General features: G+C 63.2%; 17 protein-coding genes. 7 read left to right on the plus strand and 10 right to left on the minus strand.

What is annotated here, in order from left to right:
- Window positions 1–100: 100 nt before the first annotated feature.
- The gene (locus tag IPM12_06725) at window positions 101–436 is read left to right on the plus strand and encodes a hypothetical protein (protein MBK9147497.1); all 336 of its coding nucleotides are present in this window, start codon (window positions 101–103) and stop codon (window positions 434–436) included.
- A gap of 87 nt (window positions 437–523) precedes the next feature.
- Window positions 524–1405 (plus strand): hypothetical protein, encoded by an 882-nt coding sequence (locus IPM12_06730; GenBank protein MBK9147498.1) that lies wholly within the window; start codon window positions 524–526, stop codon window positions 1403–1405.
- 80 nt (window positions 1406–1485) lie between these two features.
- On the opposite strand, the gene IPM12_06735 is transcribed toward IPM12_06730, so the two are convergent.
- On the minus strand, window positions 1486–2706 hold the full coding sequence (locus tag IPM12_06735; GenBank protein MBK9147499.1) for a YHYH protein: 1221 nt from the start codon (window positions 2704–2706) through the stop codon (window positions 1486–1488).
- Between the two features lie 146 nt (window positions 2707–2852).
- On the opposite strand from IPM12_06735, the gene IPM12_06740 reads away from it, so the two are divergent.
- Complete coding sequence (locus IPM12_06740) at window positions 2853–4058, plus strand: GNAT family N-acetyltransferase (protein ID MBK9147500.1); 1206 nt, start codon at window positions 2853–2855, stop codon at window positions 4056–4058.
- 90 nt (window positions 4059–4148) lie between these two features.
- The gene (locus IPM12_06745) at window positions 4149–7070 is read left to right on the plus strand and encodes a gliding motility-associated C-terminal domain-containing protein (GenBank protein ID MBK9147501.1); all 2922 of its coding nucleotides are present in this window, start codon (window positions 4149–4151) and stop codon (window positions 7068–7070) included.
- Between the two features lie 92 nt (window positions 7071–7162).
- Here the strand turns inward: IPM12_06745 and IPM12_06750 are convergent, their stop codons facing one another.
- The 6 genes from IPM12_06750 to IPM12_06775 all read right to left on the minus strand — a co-directional run bounded on the left by IPM12_06750 (window position 7163) and on the right by IPM12_06775 (window position 13436).
- A complete protein-coding gene (locus IPM12_06750; protein ID MBK9147502.1) occupies window positions 7163–8188 on the minus strand; it encodes a T9SS type A sorting domain-containing protein in 1026 nt (341 codons plus the stop codon).
- A gap of 69 nt (window positions 8189–8257) precedes the next feature.
- Complete coding sequence (locus IPM12_06755; protein ID MBK9147503.1) at window positions 8258–9808, minus strand: S8 family serine peptidase; 1551 nt, start codon at window positions 9806–9808, stop codon at window positions 8258–8260.
- A 172-nt stretch (window positions 9809–9980) separates the two neighbouring features.
- Window positions 9981–11030 carry an endonuclease/exonuclease/phosphatase family protein gene (locus tag IPM12_06760; GenBank protein ID MBK9147504.1) on the minus strand — a complete coding sequence of 350 codons (1050 nt, stop codon included), beginning with the start codon at window positions 11028–11030 and terminating at the stop codon, window positions 9981–9983.
- A gap of 92 nt (window positions 11031–11122) precedes the next feature.
- Entirely contained in the window at window positions 11123–11662 is a 540-nt protein-coding gene (locus tag IPM12_06765; protein MBK9147505.1) for a hypothetical protein, read from the minus strand.
- 272 nt (window positions 11663–11934) lie between these two features.
- Window positions 11935–12726: an alpha/beta fold hydrolase gene (locus tag IPM12_06770; protein ID MBK9147506.1), complete on the minus strand. Its 792-nt coding sequence runs from the start codon at window positions 12724–12726 to the stop codon at window positions 11935–11937.
- Entirely contained in the window at window positions 12723–13436 is a 714-nt protein-coding gene (locus IPM12_06775; protein MBK9147507.1) for a pyridoxine 5'-phosphate synthase, read from the minus strand. The genes IPM12_06770 and IPM12_06775 overlap by 4 nt, the downstream gene beginning before the upstream one ends.
- 72 nt (window positions 13437–13508) lie before the next feature.
- On the opposite strand from IPM12_06775, the gene IPM12_06780 reads away from it, so the two are divergent.
- From IPM12_06780 to IPM12_06790, 3 genes are all read left to right on the plus strand, one after another.
- Window positions 13509–14171, plus strand: a complete 663-nt coding sequence (locus tag IPM12_06780; GenBank protein MBK9147508.1) for a CBS domain-containing protein — start codon at window positions 13509–13511, stop codon at window positions 14169–14171.
- Window positions 14172–14324: 153 nt separating this feature from the next.
- A complete protein-coding gene (locus tag IPM12_06785; protein ID MBK9147509.1) occupies window positions 14325–15725 on the plus strand; it encodes a BamA/TamA family outer membrane protein in 1401 nt (466 codons plus the stop codon).
- Window positions 15726–15728: 3 nt separating this feature from the next.
- A complete protein-coding gene (locus tag IPM12_06790) occupies window positions 15729–16613 on the plus strand; it encodes an NAD kinase (GenBank protein ID MBK9147510.1) in 885 nt (294 codons plus the stop codon).
- On the opposite strand, the gene IPM12_06795 is transcribed toward IPM12_06790, so the two are convergent.
- From IPM12_06795 to IPM12_06805, 3 genes are read right to left on the minus strand one after another with little or no spacing between them, the layout of a single operon-like run.
- On the minus strand, window positions 16614–17132 hold the full coding sequence (locus tag IPM12_06795; GenBank protein MBK9147511.1) for a gamma carbonic anhydrase family protein: 519 nt from the start codon (window positions 17130–17132) through the stop codon (window positions 16614–16616).
- 3 nt (window positions 17133–17135) lie between these two features.
- Window positions 17136–17492 carry a heavy-metal-associated domain-containing protein gene (locus tag IPM12_06800; GenBank protein MBK9147512.1) on the minus strand — a complete coding sequence of 119 codons (357 nt, stop codon included), beginning with the start codon at window positions 17490–17492 and terminating at the stop codon, window positions 17136–17138.
- On the minus strand, window positions 17489–19777 hold the full coding sequence (locus IPM12_06805) for a TonB-dependent receptor (protein ID MBK9147513.1): 2289 nt from the start codon (window positions 19775–19777) through the stop codon (window positions 17489–17491). The genes IPM12_06800 and IPM12_06805 overlap by 4 nt, the downstream gene beginning before the upstream one ends.
- Window positions 19778–19803 lie beyond the last annotated feature (26 nt).

Genomic DNA, 19803 nt, shown 5'->3' on the forward strand with positions numbered 1-19803 from the left:
GGCTGCGCATCGCGGCCGGAAAAGGGAGCCAATGGCGGAGGGCCTCAATCGGCGTTACCTGGGTGATGGCTCGGCATTGCATGAAGCAACCCCCATCACCATGAACCTCCGCGCATTCGGTTTGGCCGGTCTCATCGTCGGCGTGCTGTTCAAGACCCTTCATTGGCCAGGAGCCGGCACCATCATGCTGTGCAGCGCGCTGCTCACCGCAGTGGCCATGGTGCTCCGCATGGCGAGCAAGCGAGGGCCGTGGTCGATACAGATCAGCAAGCCAGGCTGGTTCGCACTAGCCATCGTCACGGCGCTCTGCGGCATGGTGTTCAAGACCTTGCACTGGCCCGGGGCCAACGCGCTCCTAATGCTGGGATTGCTGGCGACCGCTGCGTGGGTGCTCGCCACGCAGCTGCGGCCTGCAACCCGTCCAGGGGTGAATTGATCCTGAATCAATAAGCGCAGGCTTCCGCAGTCCCGCATCCACCGTTGTAGGACCAACCATGGTTCTGTCACATGTGCCTTCCTCTGAATGGTCAACGCTTTGGATTGCACGGGCATGCATCGGGTGCTCTTCACCGGCTCCTGTCCGTGGCATACCTTCACCTTCATGAATCGCCCGATCCTTCCAGCCCTTCTACTGATCCTTTCCGTCCCGCTCCAATCGGCCGCGCAGCAGGCCGCTGTGGTCCTGCCCAACGCGCCTGCATGGCGCCTGACGAGCCTGAATTTCGGGACCGGTGTGGAGACCGACCGCTACGAGACGATGTCGCTGCAACAGCTCATGGCCTTTGCCAAGTCCGGCTCTGAGCTGCAGCGCGACCTCAGCCTCTTCGAAGAGCGGGTGAGCACCACCACCAGCGGCCTGGGGCTCTTCGTCCTTGCTGGCTTCAGCCGACCGAAGACGATGCCGACCACCACCGGCACTACCAGCGAGGTGCAAGTGGGCGTGGGGCTGCACAGCCCCCGCGAGGCCATGGTCACGTACCGGCATCAGGGCATGGACACCAGCATCGTGTACTGCAACCTTCAAACGGAGCTCAGCCTCGAAACGGCCTACCTGCTGCGTGGCCAATGGAGCCGTTACGTGCATTGGCACGCGGGGCTAGGCGCGAACGGCAGCACCACGGTGAACAACCGCTTGATCCTGATCGAAGGCCGGTACCTGGCCGATGGCGAGCATCCTTCGGAGCAGGAAGCAGGGGAGATGAACAAGCATTCGGTCGGCGCCAAGCGGGCTTACTTCACGCGCATCTTCATCCCTTCCGGCGTCAAGTTCCGCATCGGTCCGCGCTGGCAGCTGGGCATGGATTATCGGCTGGGCATCGGCTGGCAATTCGTGCCGGGGCATTCGGTCAACCGCATCGCGTTCGCCGGTGCCGGCATCATAGGGGCGCGGTACGCGTTCCATTAGAACCGGCGCGGTGGCGGCCATGGGGCAGCTGCCCCTGCCTGGCGGCCTTGCAGCCCGCAATGGCTCCCGGCCGCCGGAGCTCACTGGCGCACGATCGCCCGGTTCAGCACGGAGCCATCGGCCAGGGTGAGGCGTGCCGTGTACGCTCCGTAGGGAAGTTCGCTGAGATCCACTTCCATGATGCCCGATGCGGACGAAGCATGCGCGATGCGGCCTTGCGAATCGATCACTTCCAAGGCCTGCACTGCGGACGCGCCTGCTCGGATGTGGACAATCCCATCCGCAGGGACCGGGAAGAGCGTGAGCGTCAATGCATGGATGCGCTCGACGGCCGTTGCGAGCGGATCATAGAGCACCGCTGTGCCGGGGATCGTGTGGTGTCCGCTTGTGGGTCCGGTGTTTCCGGGCTGCACGGTGCCGTAGTAGGTGGGGCCGAGCACGTACGGATAGGCCGGCTGGTATTGCGCGTCGAGGGTGACGAAGTAGGCATAGATGCCATCGGGGTATTCCGGCGTCACGCAGAAGCGGCCGTTATGCACGTCGAGGTCGCCGCTGCCGGTGACGTATTCGTAGTCCTCGAGGAAAGCGCCCAAGGGGTATTGTCCTCCGATCGCCGGTCCGTATTGATTGGCGGCGAGCACGGTGCCATCGGGCAGCGTGGTGCGGTCGGCGATGCTCCGCAACTGGTAGCTGCTGCGCATGCGGACGATACCGCCGCTGCCATCGGCATTCGCGAAGCCATGCGCGCCGTAGATGGGGAAGCCATCGAAGGCGTAACCGATCAGGTCACCGTGCGACTCATCATCGAGGTGGTCGTAGAGGCAGTTGGGGCTCACGTGGTGGTGGTACTCGCCGTTCGGCGCCGGGTGGCCCAGGCACACATCGAAGCTGATGCCCTCGAACACCAGCGCATCGCGGTTCCAGATGCCCTGGTTGTTGTAGCTCATGCCGTCCTTGGCGTTGAAGATGCTCACGCCGTTACGCCACACGCCGATATGGCCAAACGGCGTGTTCACCAAGGTGCCCGTGTTCTGCACCGGGTTTCGCGTGATCCTGAAGCAGAAGTCCTGGTTGGCGGGCAGGTTCGGGTTGGCGGTCCACGGGCCGATGTCGTAGCCCGGGATGCAGGTGCAAGTCACATAAGCATCACTCGCCGTGTAGTGGACCGATTGCACATTGGACGCGATCCCCGCATAGCCCGTCTCGTTGCCCGGATTAAGGATCCAGCTGGTGACGGCGGGACCTTGGGCGGCGGCGGATACGGTAGCGAGCAGGGCGATGCAGGTTGCGCTCAGTTTCATGGTGGGGCAAGTTCGGCCTATGACGGCGGACCATCGCCATGGTTCGATCCGGGACTCGCGTGGCAGGTGCCCGACACTAACACGCCGGGTGCGCTGGAAGCCGCCGCAATTCGCGCCAAGCCGGGCCAGCACCGATCTTGCCCCCGATGCGCGCCATTGCCATTCCCCGAGCCTCCGGTGCTGAAGCCGAACGAACGGCCAACCCAACGCTCCGGTTGAGCCTGCACGATTCCATCCACTTGGTTCATCGCGCGGATTGGGATGGGGCAGCGTGCGGAGGCTCGCCCTACCTCGGCCATGCCTACCTCTGCGCATTGGAGGATGCCATGCGCGGTCGGATGGAGTTCCGCTACGCGCTCTTCCACGATGCGCAATACCAACTGGTGGGCGCTGCCGCTTTTCAAGTGGTCGATTTCGAGGACAACGGCAGCAAGCAGGCCGATGCCCTGTGCAAATTGGGCGGCCTGGAAGCCCGTATCCGACGCGACCTGAAGGTGCGCAGCCTCGTATGCGGCAATGTGTTCCATTGCGGGGATCATGGAGCGCACTTCGCGGCAGGCATCGCTCGCGAACTGCAGCTGCGCGCGCTGGAGCAGGCCATGGAGCAGCTCCGGGCCGATGAGCGCTTGATGCCGAGGGTCTCGGCGATGATCTTCAAGGAGCACTGGCCCGCACCGGAACACGATCATCCGGCTCTCCTCGCCAAGGGCTACCACGAACTGGCGACGGATGCGAACATGGTCATGGACCTCGATCCCTCCTGGAGGACCATCGAGGACTATCAGGCAGCGCTCACCGCGAAGGCGCGCACACGCTTCAACGCGATCCGGAAGCGCTCGGCGAAGCTGAATGTGCTCGAGATGAACGTGCGGGGGATCACCGAGCATCGGCCCGCCATGCAGCGCCTGTTCGACGCCGTGCTGGAGCAATCGCCGTTCGTGTTCGGCCGCTTGCAGTTGGGCGTGTACGCGGACTGGAAGCGCATCCTCGGCGATGGCATGTCGTTGCGCGGCTACTTCCTCGATGAGGAGCTCGTGGGCTTCAGCGCGGCGTTCGTCAATGGGGACTGCCTCGACGCGCAGTTCGTCGGCATCGACTACGCGCGCAACCGTGAGCATGGCATTTACCTGCGCATGCTGGCGGAGCTGGTGGAATTGGCGATCGTGAAGCGGCTCCGTCGGATCAACTTCGGCCGAACCTCCGAACAGGCCAAGAGCAGCATCGGGGCGGTGCCTGTGCGCATGCGCGTGCTGGTGAAGCACCGCAGCCGAGTGGCCAACAAGCTCATCGGTCCCTTCATCCGCAAGGTGAAGCCTGCGGCCTTTGAGGCCCGCCTGCCATTCCGCCGATAGCGAAGGGCGCGGGGAATTCGATCGGCGCTTCGGCAACCGGATGGGAAACCTGTCGTCACCGGGTTGGAGGAACTAGCTTCGACCGCGCATATGGCACCGAAGGAATTGAAGCGCATGACAGCCGGCTTGGCCTTGGTGGCAGCATTCGCTGCTGCCAAGCCCGCCGCAGCCCAGACCTTCCCCTTCACCAGCGGGCCTATCCCGATGTGCGATACCAGTACGTTCACGGCCAACGTGAGCGGTGTGGGCTGGTTGATCATCCCGAACGGGTTGGATTGGGGGCCGTTCCTGGAGAATGTGGTGCTGAACATCACCACGAATCACCCCCAGACGCTGCAGATCACGCTCACCTCGCCAGCGGGCACCACCCTGCTGCTCTCGGCTTTCAACGGCGCAGGCGGCGTGAATTACACCAATACGAACTTCCCGTATTGGGGCGGGGGCGACATCACCACAGCATCTGCACCGTTCACGGGTTCCTTCAGCCCGCAATTGGGCACCTTGGGTGACTTTTCCGGTGAGAGCGCCGATGGTGTTTGGACGATCACGGTCATCGATACCGCTTGTGCCGGCGGCGGAACGGATCCCAGTGGCGGCCCTTGGGGTCCCGGATGGTACACCGGTGGCAATGGCACGGGTGCCTTCTCCTTCGGTTTCAGCAGCCCGCCACCGCCGTGCATCATCGATATGGGTTGGCCATCCGATGCGATCTGCCAGGGCGAGACCGTGGATGTCCTCGGTTATTTCGAGGGCAATTGGTGGTGGGATCCGAGCTCGACGGTAACCGTTTCCATGGATTGGGGAGGCCAGACCGTGCCCGACCCATCTGCCGTGGGTGCTTCTGGCACCTATTACATCGAAGTCATTGACTGGTGGAACGGCTGTACCTATTATGGCTACTATAATGTGAGTGTGGGCACAGCGATCGCCCTTGGTCCAGACCAGGTCGTGACGGAGTGCAGTGGCGCGGGCCCGGTGAATCTGACGACTTACCTCAACACTGCTGGTGCCACTGGTCAAGCATGGACACTGGATGGTGCTGCAATCCCGGGGGCAACCGCGGCGGCGGCAACGGTACCGGGCCTTTATGAATTGACCGCCTCGAATGCCGGCTGCAGCGATGCGGCGCAGATCCTTCTGTCCTTCAACAGTGACCCTGTTCTGGGTCCAGATGCGGCGTTGACCATCTGCCAGGGGAGCAGCGCCGATATCGCATCGCTCTTCGATACCGGTGGCCTTTCGGCCGATTGGACACTCGACGGTGCTCCCATACCGCCACCGGATGCCGCGACGCAGGCTGGTGTGTACTCCGTCAGCGTCACCAACCCCGCCGGATGCACCGATGTTGCCGAGGCCATCCTGGATGTTCAGCCACCGCCATCACTCGGCGCTGATCAAGCCGTTGGCCTGTGCAGCGGAACCACCACCGACCTCACTTCACTTTTCGTGACCACCGGATTGAGCACTGTTTGGACCATCATCGGCGTGCCGGTCAGCGATCCCGGTGCGGTGAGCGCCGGGGGCGATTATGTGCTTGTGGCTGTCGATGCGAATGGTTGCATGGATACGGCAATGGCGACCGTGTCGCTCTGGCCCGGCCCGGCATTGGGAGCTGATGAAGCCGCATCCGCTTGCGCCGGCGGAGCAGTTGATTTGACCCCATTCTTCAGCACCGCCGGACTCAACGCCGCATGGACCATTGGCGGCGCGGTGGTGGCTGATCCCACCGCAGTGACGTTCGCCGGCACATACACGCTCACAGTCATCGATGCGAATGGATGCAGCGATGCAGCGAACGTCGTGGTCTCAATCGCTGCGAATCCGGTGCTCGGTCCTGATCAGCAGCTGACCGCTTGCGACAACGCGGCTATTGACCTTACGCAGCTTTATGCCACTGGTGCCAGCACGCCAGTTTGGACATTGAACGGCGCCGTGGTCGCGGATCCCACGGATGTGACGGTTGCGGGGAGCTACCAGATCACCTTGACCAATCCTGCTGGATGCTCCTCAACAGCCTTGGTCACGGTGCAGTTCAATCCTTCACCATCGCTCGGCGCCGATGCACAGGTTGGCATTTGCGCAGGGTCCTCCCATGACCTCACCTCGGAATACAACACCACCGGCCTCACCGCGGAATGGTGGATGGATGGAGCCCCTGTGGGCGATCCCGCTGCCGCCGATGCAAGCGGTGCCTATCAGCTCGTGGCCAGCAATGGATTCGGGTGCTCCGATACGGCCATGATCGAATTGCTGGTGCATGATAACCCCGATCTCGGCCCCGATCAATCGTTCACGCTTTGCCCCTGGCAGGCAGTGGACCTGAGCACGGTGTTCCCGGTGCAGGGCATGAGCGCGAGCTACATGCTTGACAGCCTTGAAGTGGCGGATCCAAGCGCGGCCTCAGACAGTGGCTCCTACATGGTTCGGGTCACGGATGCGAACGGCTGCTCCGATGAGGCCCTGGCGAACGTCCAGCCCATCGACTGCCTCTGCGAGGCCGATTTCGAGGCAGAGGCGCGCTGCATCCAGGAGCCGGCCCGATTCACGCTCCTTGCCGATAGCACCATCCTCTCAGCGCATTGGGACTTCGGCGATGCGGCGGATGCCACTTCTCAGATCGACCCGAATGTCATGTTCAGCGCGGAAGGAGAGGTGGATGTGACATTGATCGTGGCACTGAGCTGCGGAGTGGATACCCTCCATCGTACCATCACCATGGACGACTGCTCCGATTCGTGCACCGTGTGGATCCCGAATGCCTTCACGCCGGATTTCGATGACCGGAACGATTGGTGGAGCGTGGTGGGCGAGTGCGAGCCGGAGGAGTTCCTGATCATGGTCTTTGACCGCTGGGGCGAACTCATCTTCCGCAGCGAGGACCCCGAACAGAAATGGGACGGCACCTATGCGGGCGTGGTCTCAAAGGATGGGGTGTACGTGTTCCGGGCGTTCTACAAGCTGCCCTATCAGGGCCGCAAGTCGGTGATCGGGCATGTCACGCTGCTGCGGTGATCCGTGGGACTGCGATGAAGGAGGCCGCCTGACGCATGCGCACGGCTTCTGCGCGGTTCCAAGGTCAAGAGCGCGCTGCCGCTGGTCACCGATCAATGCGCGATCACGCAGCGCAGCGCGGTGGCCATGCCATGGCGCGGCTGCACCGTGATGGCGTAAATGCCCGAAGGGAGATCGGATGAATCAACCAGCTGCTGCGGGCCATGGGCGCCCAGTTCCATGACCACGCGGCCATTCAGGTCGGTGATGGTGATCGCGCTTCCCGCGGGCAAGCCATGCAGCATGATGAGCTCATCGGCCGGCGATGGATGCAGCGTGAATCCGCCGCGATCCGACGAGGCATCAATTGAAGTGGTGCCATCGAGCGCGTAGATGTACGCCATCTGGAAGGCGAAGGCCGATCCGCCGGACCGATTGGCCACCAGATAGAGCCGGTCTCCGCTGCAGAATAGGCCGCGAGGCGATTGGTCATTGTCGCTGTCGGGGAGCGGCACGGAACCGATCAGCTGCTCGTTGGTGAGGTCGTAGGCGTAGATCCGCTCAAGGTCGCCGTTGAGATTGTCGGTGACATAGAATAGCGTATCGCCGCGAAGCGCGATGCCGTATGGCTGTTCGCCCATGAGCGGCACGGTGTCGATGGGCGTGGGCTCTCCGGGCACCCACTTATAGGCGTAGGCATAAGGGTAAGCGTCGAAGTCGGGGAAATACATGGTGTACCACACGGCATCACCGTCGGCGCAGAGGTCGCCGATCCCCGATGAGTTGCCGCCGATCACCGGAGGGAATGTCCATGAATTGAGCAGCGCTCCGCTGAGGCTCACTTCATAGAGCCCAGCGCCGCCTGTGGTGAAGTCTTCAGCGATAAGGTATGAATCAGGCTTGCGGATGAGGCCGTGATTGAAGTCGTAGCCGGTTGGCAGCGAGCCCAGGAGGTTGCCGTCGTGATCGGAGTAGTAAACGCTTCCGCTGAAATCAGCCCCGAGGAAGATGGTGTCCGGCATGACGTGAATCCCCCATAGGCCTTGGTTGAGGCCTTCGTAGGAGATGCTGTCGATCAGCACTTGGGCGCTGCAGCAGAGCGGCGCGGCAGAGACGAGGGCGATGGTCGCGAGGCGCATGGGTCGGGTGGTCGGTCAGTGCAGGGGTCGTTATGAAAGGGCAGCGCAGGAGCATGCGTTCGCGACAGCCTACAAGGCCTGTGCGCAGTTCACGGCAGCCGCAGCGTTGATGTTGCCGTAGCCCTTGCTGCTGCTGGGCGATCCGGCGAACTGCGCGGTGCTGGTGAGGCATTGCAGCACTTGTGCGCGCGTGGCATTGGGCTTGGCGCTCCAGACCAGCGCCGCGATGCCGGCCGCCGTACTGGTGGCGCTGCTGCTGCCACCGATGTACGTGGGCGCGGTGCCGCTGGATGGGAGGCTGAGCGAATTGCGGTTGCTGCTCGCATTGCGCTCCATGCAGATGGTGAGGTCCACCTGGCTGCCGTCGTGGCAGCTGGAGCATTTCGCCCCATTCTCCTTCACGCCCGTCACGGCCACGCATTTGCTCAGTGCCGCCGGATAGATCACGCCCCACCAGCTCGTCCAGCTGAAGCTGGTGCCTGCTGCGGCCATGATCATCTTGCCCTTGCCATAGGCGTAGTTCACGCCATCGCTCAGCACACCGCTGCTGAAGGGCGTTCCGATGCTCATGCTGATCACGCGCACCGCTTGGTTGTCTCCCATCTGGATCAACGCGTTCTTCACGGCTGTCTTCTCGCTGCTCAGGTTGAGCACGACGTCCTCGCAGCCGCGCAGGAAGACCAGGTTGCTGCGATAGGCCACGCCTGTGGCTGCGCCATTGCTGTTCCGCGGGCCCACAGCCTGTCCGCTCATGCTGGTGCCGTGTGTGCAGCTGCTGTAAGCCGATCCGCCGAACGTGTAGCCTGCGCTCAGGGTACGGCCCACATTGCTGTCGCCGTTGTTGAAGTCGCTGCCGATAAGCGGCTGTGATGAACTGATGCCGGCGTCGATCACGCCCACAGTGATGCCCGTACCCGTTGCGCTATTCCAGGCTGCTGGCACTGAATGGTTGTTGAAGTTCCAGGGCAGCCGGGCATTCGGGGTGATGGTGGTGACGTCCGCTGCATTGAGCGCGGTGGTGGATGCGCTGCACCCGCTCGTGCTGCGCCCGCCCTCCTGGCCAGCCGCTGGCCAGTAATCCAGCGGCTCGAGGTAGCGCACATTGCGCAGGTTGCGAAGCATGGTGATCACGCGCTTATCCGTGATGCGCAAGGTGATGACCGGCAGCACGGGGTCGTCCTCCACAAGGATGTCATCGAGCGTGATGCGCCCGGTGGTGCGTCCGCTGTTCAGCTCGGTGAGCACCCGGTCGATGATCGCATCATGCACATCGATCCATGGGGAGCTCTTGATATTGATTGCGTGCAGGGCATCTTCAATGCTGTTGGCATGGGCGGGCTGGTAGCCGATTGCCAGGCTATGGTCATTGTACTGCACGGCGCTCCAGAGGGTGCGCATGTCCACCCACTCCCATCGGAAATCGTTGCGCGCTTCGAGCACGCCGATCACGGTTCGGTCCAGATCGTCTTGCGTGAGCGGTTCGCCGTCGGGCACGGTCTGAAGATCGGATCGCTCTTGCAGCACAGGGCCTTGTCCCGCATCGGCTGACCCATTCAATTCTTCGCGTCGGCAGGCAATCAACGAGCTTGCGATCAACAGGAGGGCGAGGGTGCGGCGCATGGGTTGGGTTTTAAGGTATGCGACGAAAGCTATTCCGCCGAACCGACACGGCCAAAACCGGGCGATCGTCAGTATCGATAGCGGATTGGGCGAAGCCAGACCGGCGCCGCTCGATAGGGGCGTTGCTCATGCCGCACCCTGTCAGCGGAACATGGCTTCACCGGCGCCGGCTTCATCTCGCGGCGCCCGCCGCTTCCTTCACCAGGATCAGGAACACGGGGAAGTGGTCGCTGTAGCCCGCCTGGTAATTGTCGCCTACATAGGTGCGGAAGGGATAGCCGGCGAAGTTCCCTTCGGTCTGGCGCAGGTAGGGCTCGTTGAAGATGCGCACGCCGTAATAGCGGTAGCGCCCACCGGCCCCGGTGACCAGCGCCGGAGAGATGCAGGCCTGATCGAACAGGTTCCATGAGTCGCGCCAGGCAAGGGAGCCGATGCCCTTGGAGAAAGGCTCGTGCATGGGGTTGAAGAAGGTGCCGTTCACGGCCTTGGCCTTATCGCCGCTTGCGCGAAGGAAGCGCGTAACGCTTGCGTTGGTGGGGTCGTCGTTCAGGTCGCCCATGTACACGATGCGTGCGTCGGGGGTGATCGCGAGCAAGGAATCGATGATGCGCCGGCCGAGCTCGGCGGCGAGCTTGCGTTTGGGCGCGCTGCGCTTCTCGCCGCCACGGCGACTGGGCCAGTGCGCCACGATCACGTGCGTGGTGTCGCCGTCGAGCACGCCGCTCACCAGCAATTGATCGCGCGTGCGGAAGCTGGTATCGTCAGCAGCCGTGAGGCGGTAGCTCTTGTGCGCGAACACCTTGTAGAGCGCGGGATTGTAGATCAGGGCCACATCCACGCCACGGCGGTCGGGTCCATCCACGTGCACCACCTTGTAGTTGCGGGCCTTCAGCGCATCACGTTTCACCAAGTCCTCGACAACCGTCCGGTTCTCCACCTCGGCAAGGCCCAATAGGGCCAAGCCTTGCGGATGCAGCTCCTTCCCCATGCTGGCGATCACCCCCGCCGCGCGATCGAGCTTGCTCAAGTACCGCGCGCTGTTCCAATCCTTGGCGCTGCCGGGCAGGAACTCGGCATCGTCAACCCCGGGCGCATCCAGCGTATCGTAGATATTCTCCACATTGTAGAAGCCCACGAGTGCGGCCAGGTATTCCTTCTTGTCCTGGCTGCAGGCGGCCAGGGGCAAAGCGAAGGCGAGTAGGAGGGCTTGGCGATGTGTCATGGTGCGGCGGCGAAGCTAGCTGCGCGCGCGGCAGACGAAGACCATGCCGGGCGCATGGCGTGAAGAGAAGGTGACGGCCGCTTGGCCGTTGATCACTCCGGGAACAGCAGTGGATGCCGCTCATTGTAGATCCGCAGGAACCGGAAGAGCGCCTCATCGCGGTTGCGCGCCTTCTTGGGCAAGGCATCGAACTCAGCGAGCAGCACGGGATCATGCTGGAGCACCAGTCGCATGCCGGCAGCAGTGAACGGCAGCGCGCGGCCGGTGTCCATATCGATGACCTGCTGCACCAGTACGGTGCGGTTCACCGTGCCTGGACCGTACATCCACGGGTCCCAATCGCGGTAGCTCTGCTCGTACATCATATGCGCCAGGCTGCCCATCTGCCCGATGCGGTAGAAGCCGTTCCCGGCCGCCACGTACACCACGCCGCGCTGACTGAAGCCCCAGATGCGGTTCATGCGCAAGGTCTCCACGGTTCCGCTGTCCGTCCGGTAGCGTAATCGGCTGAGCACGCCGCGCAGGTCGCTCACGGCAACACCTTGATCGTCGGTGATGCGCTCCAGCGGTACCGTTGGCGCGTTCAGCCGGAAGGCTCGGAAATCGAAGTACACGCCTTCACGCAGCGGCATGCCAGTCTTGTACGGCGCCCAGATGGTATCCTGCTGTGCGAGAGCACTATGGGAATGGAGAGAGCCGAACGCAACAGCAAGTGACCAGCAGAAGGAAACATGAATGATCGCCGGCGACGAGAGTCGTGTCTTCTGGACGTTCAGTCCGCATCGAGTAATCATGCTGCCATCATCTGTTCCTCGGCCCCTGTATCGCGGCTGAGTCGCTCTCCATGCTGCATTCTACAGTCTGCATTCCTCTTCCACTCCTTTACCCTCGCTTCCTCTCCCGATCACCCCGCCGCCTCTCTGATCCACGCCACTACTTCATCCGGTGCTTGTGCATGCACCCAATGCCCCGCGAATAGCACCGTCTCCACGCGGCTGTTCACGAATTGCTCCTTGATGGCAGGGATGTCCTCACGGAGGATATAGTCGCTCTGCCCGCCGCGTACGAAGAGGGTGGGCACGCGCACCGTTTCGGGACCGATGGATGCGAGTATGGCGCCTAGGTCGCGCCGCAGGCCCTCCACATTCATGCGCCAGGCCAAATGCCCTTCGTCCTTCCAATAGAGGTTCTTCAAGAGGAACTGCACCACGCCCGGTTCCTTCACGTGCTGAGCGATGTGCATCTCGACATCCTTGCGGGTGCGGCCAGCGCTGAGGTCCGCTGTTCGCAGGGCCTCGATGATGTGTGCGTGGTTGTTCGCATGCTCCTTCGGGCTGATGTCGATCACCACGAGGTGCTTGAGCAGCTCCGGCCAGCGCTGCGCGAAGAGCATGGCTGCCTTGCCGCCCATGCTATGTCCCACGAGTACGATGTCCTTCAGTCCAAGCCCGGTGACCAGGGAATGCGCATCGGCGGCCATGATGGGGTAGGAGGTGCCATCGGTGTGCGGCGAACGGCCGTGGTCCCTCAGATCGACCAGCAGCACATCGAGCGGCGCTGCACCGTTGGTGGGCTCGCCCAGCTCCTTGCCGATGCTCCCCCAATTGTCGCTGGTCCCGAAGAGCCCGTGCAGGATCACCACGGGCGTGGCACCCGGTGATCCAAGTCGGCGGTAATGCAGCGCGACCGTGCTCATCGCAGCTCGCGCCGATAGAGTTGCACGGCGTTCTCCATTCCGAAGGTGAGCGCGTCGCAGATGAGCGCGTGACCGATGGAGGCCTCCAGGACGCCGGGAACCTGTTGAACGAACCAGGCGAGGTTCTCCAAGCTCAGGTCGTGACCCGCGTTCACGCCAAGGCCCAGCTCCATCGCTTTGCTCGCCGCCTTTGCGAATGGTGCCACGGCGGCTGATCGATCCTTGGCGTACTGCGCGGCATAAGGCTCCGTGTACAGCTCGATGCGATCGGCACCGGTATCTGCCGCATGGGCGATCTGCTCAAGGTCGGTCTCCATGAACACCGAAGCTCGGATCCCCTCAGCCTTGAACCGCGCGATCACCCCGCGCAGGAACGATCCCTGCCCGCGCGCATCCCAGCCCGCGTTGCTGGTGAGCACGCCCGGCGGATCAGGCACCAGGGTCACTTGGTCAGGCCTGCACGAGAGCACCAGGGCGATGAAATCCTCGCTCGGATAGCCTTCGATGTTGTACTCGGTGGTCACCAGCTGCCTCAAGGCGAGCGCATCGGAGCGGCGGATGTGCCGCTCATCGGGGCGCGGATGCACGGTGATGCCTTGTGCGCCGAATCGCTGGATGTCAACCGCCCAGCGGAGCACATCGGGATTATTGCCTCCGCGCGCGTTGCGCAGGGTCGCCAGCTTGTTGATGTTCACGCTCAAGCGCGTCATGCCGACCTTACTTTGGCCCGCCCGTTGGAGGGTGCGCAAAAGTAGAGGCCCCTCAACCTGCCCGCCGAACGCATGCACGCCATCGACCTGATCACCGCCGACATCCCGCCGCTGAAGCCGCAGGACGATGTGAGCCGTGCCCTCGACTGGATGGAGGAGTTCAAGGTGAGCCATCTGCCCGTGGTCGAGAGCCGAAGGCTCGTGGGCATGGTGCATGACCAGGAACTGGTTGATCGCAACGATCCGCGGGCCTCGGTGGGCATCGTGATGGACAGCGTGGAGATTCCGTTCGCGCGCGGCGGACAGCACATCTACGAGGTGATGAAGCTGTTCAGCGAGCGTGGCCTCACCGTGGTGCCCGTGCTCGACGACATGGGCGTGTACCAAGGGGCGATCACCGAGCACGAAGCGCTCAAGCGGCTGGCGCAGGTCACCAACATCCAGGAGCCCGGCAGCATCGTGGTGCTGGAGATGAACCAGAACGATTACAGCCTCTTCGAGATCGCACGGCTCGTGGAATCGAATGACTGCAAGGTGCTGAGCGTGTACACGCGCACCCTTCCGGATTCAGCGCGCATGGAGGTGACGCTGAAGATCAACCGGGAGGACATCAGCGAGGTGCTGCGCAGCTTCGACCGCTATGAGCTTTTCGTGAAGAGCACCTACCAGGGCAGCAAGCTCCATGACGACCTGCGCGGCCGGTACGATGAGCTGATGCGGTTCATCAATCTTTGAAGGTTGAGGGTTGATGGTTGGCGCCGGTTGAGGGTTGCCGGTTTCCACGAGTTGTCTCCGGAATCCGTGGGCAGCGGGTTCAACCCGCAACCGGCAGCGGGTTCAACCCGCAACCCTCAACCATCCAGAACGAGACACCCCATCTTCGCGGCCATGCCGCGCGCCCTTTGCCTGATCTGCGCCTTCGCCATCACGGCAGGGGCCGTCAAGGGCCAGGCTGCGGCGCCGGCGCCGGTCGTCGTGCTCGGCATCGCGATCAACGGCAACAAGGCCACCAAGGATCGGATCATCCTCCGCGAGCTGCTCGTGCAAGAGGGTGACACGCTTGAAGCCGTGACCCTTTCGGAGCGCTTGGAACGGAGCCGGCAGAACCTGATGAACACGGGGCTCTTCAATACGGCCGCGGTCCTGCCCTTGTACATCGACCTGCAGCGCGTCGTGGTCGAGGTTGAGGTGCACGAGCGATGGACCATCTGGCCCTCGCCCATCTTCCAGCTCGCGGACCCCAACTTCAACACCTGGTGGCGCACCTTCAACCGCGACCCGGACCGGGTGAATTATGGCGCGTACCTGTACAAGTACAACTTCCGCGGGCGGAACGAGACGCTCTACATCAAGGCGCAATTCGGCTACACGCGGCAGTTCGGATTCCGCTACAAGGTGCCGGGCGTCGATCGCAAAGGGCGGTTCGGCCTGAGCATCGGTGCGCATTACACCGAGCAGGCCGAGGTCACGGCGGGGACCGAGGGCAATCGGCGCGTGCTGCTGCGCCGCACCGACGGGCCCAACCGCGACGAGCAGAAGGCCGACCTGGAGCTGAGCCTGCGCCGCAATCACGATGTGCGCCACTACCTCCGCGCGGCATTCATACAGGCCAGCATCACCGATACCGTGCGCGCAACGGCGGTGGACTATTTCAATGGCGATGCCGCCTCGGCGCGCTACATCACCCTCGGCTACGGCATCATCTGGGACCGCCGGGACCTGCGCATCTACCCGCGCGCCGGGCATTACGCGGAAGGGCGCATCGACCGGCTCGGCCTCGGCCTGCTCAGCGAAAACGCGCCGGATCTCACCACGGCCTACGTGACGCTGAAGAAGTGGTGGCGGCTCGGCGATCCGGTGACGCTCGCTCTCGGAGCGCGCGCCAAGCACACTTGGGGCACCCCGCCGTACTATGCGCAGGAGGGCCTCGGCTATGGGCATTTCGTGCGGGGCTATGAGTACTACGTGATCGATGGCGAGCACTTCACCCTCGGCAAGGCCAATGCGGTCTTCCAACTGGTGCGGCCGCGCAACCAGCGCGCGGAGTTCATGCCGGCCGAGGCCTTCCGATCGCTCTACTTCGCCGTGTACCTCAATGTGTTCGCCGATGCGGGCCGCGTGTGGGACAGCCGATACGCCGACGCCAACTTCCTGGCAGGGCAATGGATGAGCGGCTACGGCATCGGCCTCGACCTGGTGACCAGCTACGATCAGGTGGTGCGCACCGAATACACCCTCAACGCGTTGGGCGAGCACGGCTTCTTCCTACATTTCTCGCAACCCTTCTGAACGATGCGCGCAGCAGTCCACGGACGCGACATGAATCGCGGCATGGCGCCGGTGCTGGGTGATTCACTTGCGCGGATGCACCGCGCAGGCATCACCCCGGTGCTCACGCGGCAGGTCGCCGAATGGCTTTCGGCCTGCGATGTCCCAGTGACCGATGCCGTGCTCACCGAAGCCGATCCTGCGCGGCAGGAAATCGACCTCTGCATCAGCCTTGGCGGCGATGGCACCCTTCTAGATACCGTGGCGCTGCTGGGCCGCGCCGGCATCCCTGTGGTCGGCATCAACCTGGGCCGGCTGGGTTTCCTCAGCAGCGTGCGGCACGAGGACATGGATGCGGCGCTCTCCGCGATCAGGAATGGCCGTTACGCGTTGCAGGACCGCGCCCTGCTGCAGGTGATCGGCCATTCGGAGCAGCTCGGCACGGACGATTTCGCGCTCAACGAGGTGAGCGTTCACAAGCGCGACACCAGCAGCATGATCAGCGTGCGCGTCTTCCTCGGCGACGATTATCTGAACACCTATTGGAGCGACGGCCTCATCATCGCCACGCCGACCGGCAGCACGGCATATTCCCTCAGCTGCGGCGGCCCCATCCTTTACCCCACGAGCGATGCGCTGGTGATCAATCCCATCTCGCCGCACAACCTCAATGTCCGGCCATTCGTTGTGCCCGACCACTACGCCATCCGACTGGAGCTGGAGTCCCGCGGCGATCGCTGCCTGCTGAACCTCGATGCGCGCGGCCACACCATCGATGGCCGAGCAACCGTCACCATCCGCCGCGCGCCGTTCACCGTGAAGATCGCGCAGCTCGATGGCCACGATTTCCTGCAAACGCTGCGCGAGAAGCTCAACTGGGGGCTCGACCTGCGAAGCGGAGGGGTGTGATCAGCCTTCCTTGAACCAGCCGGCATACATGCCGTAGTTGCGGGCGATGCGCTCAATCTCGTTCTGCGAAAGGTCCGCGCTGACCGGACCGATGCGCTTGGCGGGCACCCCGGCCATGAGGCTGCCGGGCTCCACCACAGTGCCTTGCGTGACCACCGCACCGGCGGCGATCACGCTGCCGGCACCGATCACCGCCAGATCCATGACGATGGCGCCCATTCCGATGAGCACCTTGTCATGCACCGTGCAGCCATGCACGATCGCATTGTGCCCAATGCTCACATCATCGCCGATGCTGAGGCCGCACTTCTCATAGGTGCAGTGCAGCACCGCGCCATCCTGGATGTTCACGCGGTGGCCGATGCGGATGCTGTTCACATCGCCGCGCACTACGGCATTGTACCACACGCTGCAGCCATCGCCCATCACGGTATCGCCAATGACCACGGCGGTCTCGGCCAGGAAGCAGTCATGGCCCAATTGCGGAGTGAAGCCGCGTACGGATCGGATCAGCGCCATGGATCAGTGCTTGCCTTCGTCCGGCAATTTCCCGCAGCCTTCCTTCTGGCAGCAAGCAGGCAGCTTTTCGAAGGCTTTGGGATCGCCGGGCGTGCCATCCGCAGCGTAGCCGAGCGTGATCAGCGCGGCGCGGAGCTTCTCGGGGGAATTCTTCTTCGCATCGTACTCGACATGCACCGTGCTCGTGGCGAGGTCCACGCTTACCTTCTTCACGCCCTTCTCGTAGATCATCTCCTTCTCGATGGTCTCTTTGCACATGTCGCAGACGGTGCTGCTCACGATGTCGAGGTGGGCGGACTTCTTTTGGGCGCTGGCGATCCCCGCAAGGAGCAGGGCGAGCGCGATGAACAGGGTTCTCATGGTTGCTTGGTGTTGCGTTTGATGGAGCAGCGGAGCCCGCCATATAGCATGGCTTTGTTCGTGGGGCCCCAGATCAGGCTGGCGTCAAAGTACGGGCCATAGGGGTCATCCGGTGCGATGACTTGCTGCTGCTGCAGGGTACTGGTGAGGTTCTCGCCGCCGAGGTAGATCTCGAGTGCGCCAGCGGAGTAGGTGAGCTGCGCATGCAAGGTGGCGAAGGCTGGCGATCGTTCCGGGAAGCGCAGCCCTTCGCTGGGATTCGGACGCGTGTCGGGCAGTCGGCCCTCGCCGAAGAGATTCAGGTTGATGTCGAATCGCCAATGCTCGGCGGGGCTGGTGTAAGCGAGGTCGATGAGGCCGCGGTGGCTGGGCGTGAAGGGTCGTTCGCGCAAGCGGCCATCGTAGGTGGAGCGCACCTCGTACCAGCGATGGCTCAGCTTCAGCTGGAAGGCGCGCGATAGATCCACCTGCACATCGGTAAGCACGCTGTTGGCGTACGATTGCCCGTCGAGCATGTAGAGCGCGAGGGTGAGCGGGTCGCGGTCCATGTCGGCGATCACTTGCTGCGTGAAGCGCGTGTGATAGGCATCGATGCCGATGGCCCATTTGCGGTCGAGCCATTTGAATTTGCGCAGCGCGCTGGCGCCGAAGTTCCAGGCGCGCTCCATGCCGAGCGTTCCTTCCAGCGCGATGTAGCGCGAGCTCGCCATCACGGCGGCGTTCTCCACCAGTGGGTTCGCGGTGCGGAAGCCATGCCCGATGCTGGCGCGCAGCACGGTGAGCGGGTTCGCGTCGTACTTCGCATGCACCCGTGGGCTGAGCACGTTGCCGAATCGCTCGTTCGCGTCGAAGCGCAGTCCGCTCACTACGGTGAGACGCTCGCGCTTCAAGGTGTGCTCCGCGAAGGCTCCCGGCATGCGCTCGGTGCGGCCCAGGTCGAGGTATTGGAGCGTGTCGGTGGGCGCATCATGGCGCAGACTCGCGAAGCGCTCATCGTAATCGTCGTACTGGAAGCTCAGGCCGGCCTTGACCTGGTCGTTGCCATCGCGCAGCAATTGCTGGTACACGGCGCTGGCGTACGCACTGCGCTGCTCGCCTGCGTAGCTGCGCAGCCCATAGGTCGAATTCGATTCGTGCCAGCGCCCGCTCGCGATCAAACCGATGCTCTTGCTCGCATCGCCCTTGAACACCCAGCCATGCTTCGCGATGCCATCGAGCATGCGGTTGAGCACATCGATGCGGTACAGCCCCATGCCGTGATGCGCGTGCCCATTGTCAGCAGCATGCATCGCATCCTGCCCGCCCACGCGTTCGTCATGCACGGCGCGCACGGTGAACTGCCCGCTCTTGCGCTCGCCGAGGTGCATCCACCGGTTCATGACATTCACGCGTTTGGTGCGCGGCATGTCGAGCAGCCCATCGCTGTTCTGGTCCATGGCCCGATCGAACCAGTTGCCATGCACGAGCAGCAGGTTCGCGCTGTTGGCACCGGTACGCTGCGCGGCATGGACGTTGGCTTCCATGCGCCCTTGGCTGTTGCCATAGAGGTTCACGAAGAGCGGCGGCTCATCCAGCGGATTGAGCAGGCAGAGGTCGATCTGCCCCGTCATTGCATTCGGACCGTTCACCGCGGTGCCTGCGCCCTTGCTCAGGTTGATGTCCTTGATCCAGGTGCCGGGAATGAGCGTGAGGCCGCTGCTGGTGCTGAGGCCGCGCACGAAGGGGATGTTCTCGAGGCTCATCTGCGCGTACTTGCCATCGAGGCCGAGCATGCGGATGGTCTTGGTGCCGGAGACCGCATCGCTGTAGTTCACATCCACCGTGGCGTTGGTCTCGAAGCTCTCGCTGAGATCGCAGCAGGCGGCGCGCTTCAGCTCCTTCTGGCCGATCTGTTCGGTGGCGTTGATGCTGCGCGTGCTGAGCTGCGTGCCCTGGGTGCGCTCCACCACTTCAACCGGACCAATGGCCGCGGCCCAGCGCAGCTTGAAGGTCATTGCGGCGGCCGGTGCTTGCATCAGCTTGAGCGTATCCGGCTTGTATCCAACGAAGGACGCGACCAGGCTCGCCGGCCATTGCGCGGGCGATTCGATGGTGAAGGCCCCGTTCATATCGGCTGATGTGCCCTGCGTAGTGCCCAGCCAATAGATGTTGGCTCCGGGCAGGACCTCGCCGGAATCGGCGGCCTTCACCGTGCCGGTGATCGTTTGTGCGTGCGTTCCAGCAGCGAACCGCGGAAGCTGCAGCAGCAGAAGCAGGAGTAAAGGAGGAGTTCGATGGAAAGGCATTCGTGTCCTTGAACGTTATACGGAGC

It is taken from the genome of Flavobacteriales bacterium (genome assembly GCA_016716605.1).
Lineage (GTDB): Bacteria > Bacteroidota > Bacteroidia > Flavobacteriales_F > PHOS-HE28 > PHOS-HE28.

Excerpts from the sequence above, each read along its gene's own strand:
- IPM12_06725 (MBK9147497.1), top strand. The coding sequence starts at position 101 with ATGAACCTCCGCGCATTCGGTTTGGCCGGTCTCATCGTCGGCGTGCTG.
- IPM12_06730 (MBK9147498.1), top strand. The coding sequence starts at position 524 with ATGGTCAACGCTTTGGATTGCACGGGCATGCATCGGGTGCTCTTCACC.
- IPM12_06735 (MBK9147499.1), bottom strand. The coding sequence starts at position 2,706 with ATGAAACTGAGCGCAACCTGCATCGCCCTGCTCGCTACCGTATCCGCC.
- IPM12_06740 (MBK9147500.1), top strand. The coding sequence starts at position 2,853 with ATGCGCGCCATTGCCATTCCCCGAGCCTCCGGTGCTGAAGCCGAACGA.
- IPM12_06745 (MBK9147501.1), top strand. The coding sequence starts at position 4,149 with ATGGCACCGAAGGAATTGAAGCGCATGACAGCCGGCTTGGCCTTGGTG.
- IPM12_06750 (MBK9147502.1), bottom strand. The coding sequence starts at position 8,188 with ATGCGCCTCGCGACCATCGCCCTCGTCTCTGCCGCGCCGCTCTGCTGC.
- IPM12_06755 (MBK9147503.1), bottom strand. The coding sequence starts at position 9,808 with ATGCGCCGCACCCTCGCCCTCCTGTTGATCGCAAGCTCGTTGATTGCC.
- IPM12_06760 (MBK9147504.1), bottom strand. The coding sequence starts at position 11,030 with ATGACACATCGCCAAGCCCTCCTACTCGCCTTCGCTTTGCCCCTGGCC.
- IPM12_06765 (MBK9147505.1), bottom strand. The coding sequence starts at position 11,662 with ATGCCGCTGCGTGAAGGCGTGTACTTCGATTTCCGAGCCTTCCGGCTG.
- IPM12_06770 (MBK9147506.1), bottom strand. The coding sequence starts at position 12,726 with ATGAGCACGGTCGCGCTGCATTACCGCCGACTTGGATCACCGGGTGCC.
- IPM12_06775 (MBK9147507.1), bottom strand. The coding sequence starts at position 13,436 with ATGACGCGCTTGAGCGTGAACATCAACAAGCTGGCGACCCTGCGCAAC.
- IPM12_06780 (MBK9147508.1), top strand. The coding sequence starts at position 13,509 with ATGCACGCCATCGACCTGATCACCGCCGACATCCCGCCGCTGAAGCCG.
- IPM12_06785 (MBK9147509.1), top strand. The coding sequence starts at position 14,325 with ATGCCGCGCGCCCTTTGCCTGATCTGCGCCTTCGCCATCACGGCAGGG.
- IPM12_06790 (MBK9147510.1), top strand. The coding sequence starts at position 15,729 with ATGCGCGCAGCAGTCCACGGACGCGACATGAATCGCGGCATGGCGCCG.
- IPM12_06795 (MBK9147511.1), bottom strand. The coding sequence starts at position 17,132 with ATGGCGCTGATCCGATCCGTACGCGGCTTCACTCCGCAATTGGGCCAT.
- IPM12_06800 (MBK9147512.1), bottom strand. The coding sequence starts at position 17,492 with ATGAGAACCCTGTTCATCGCGCTCGCCCTGCTCCTTGCGGGGATCGCC.
- IPM12_06805 (MBK9147513.1), bottom strand. The coding sequence starts at position 19,777 with ATGCCTTTCCATCGAACTCCTCCTTTACTCCTGCTTCTGCTGCTGCAG.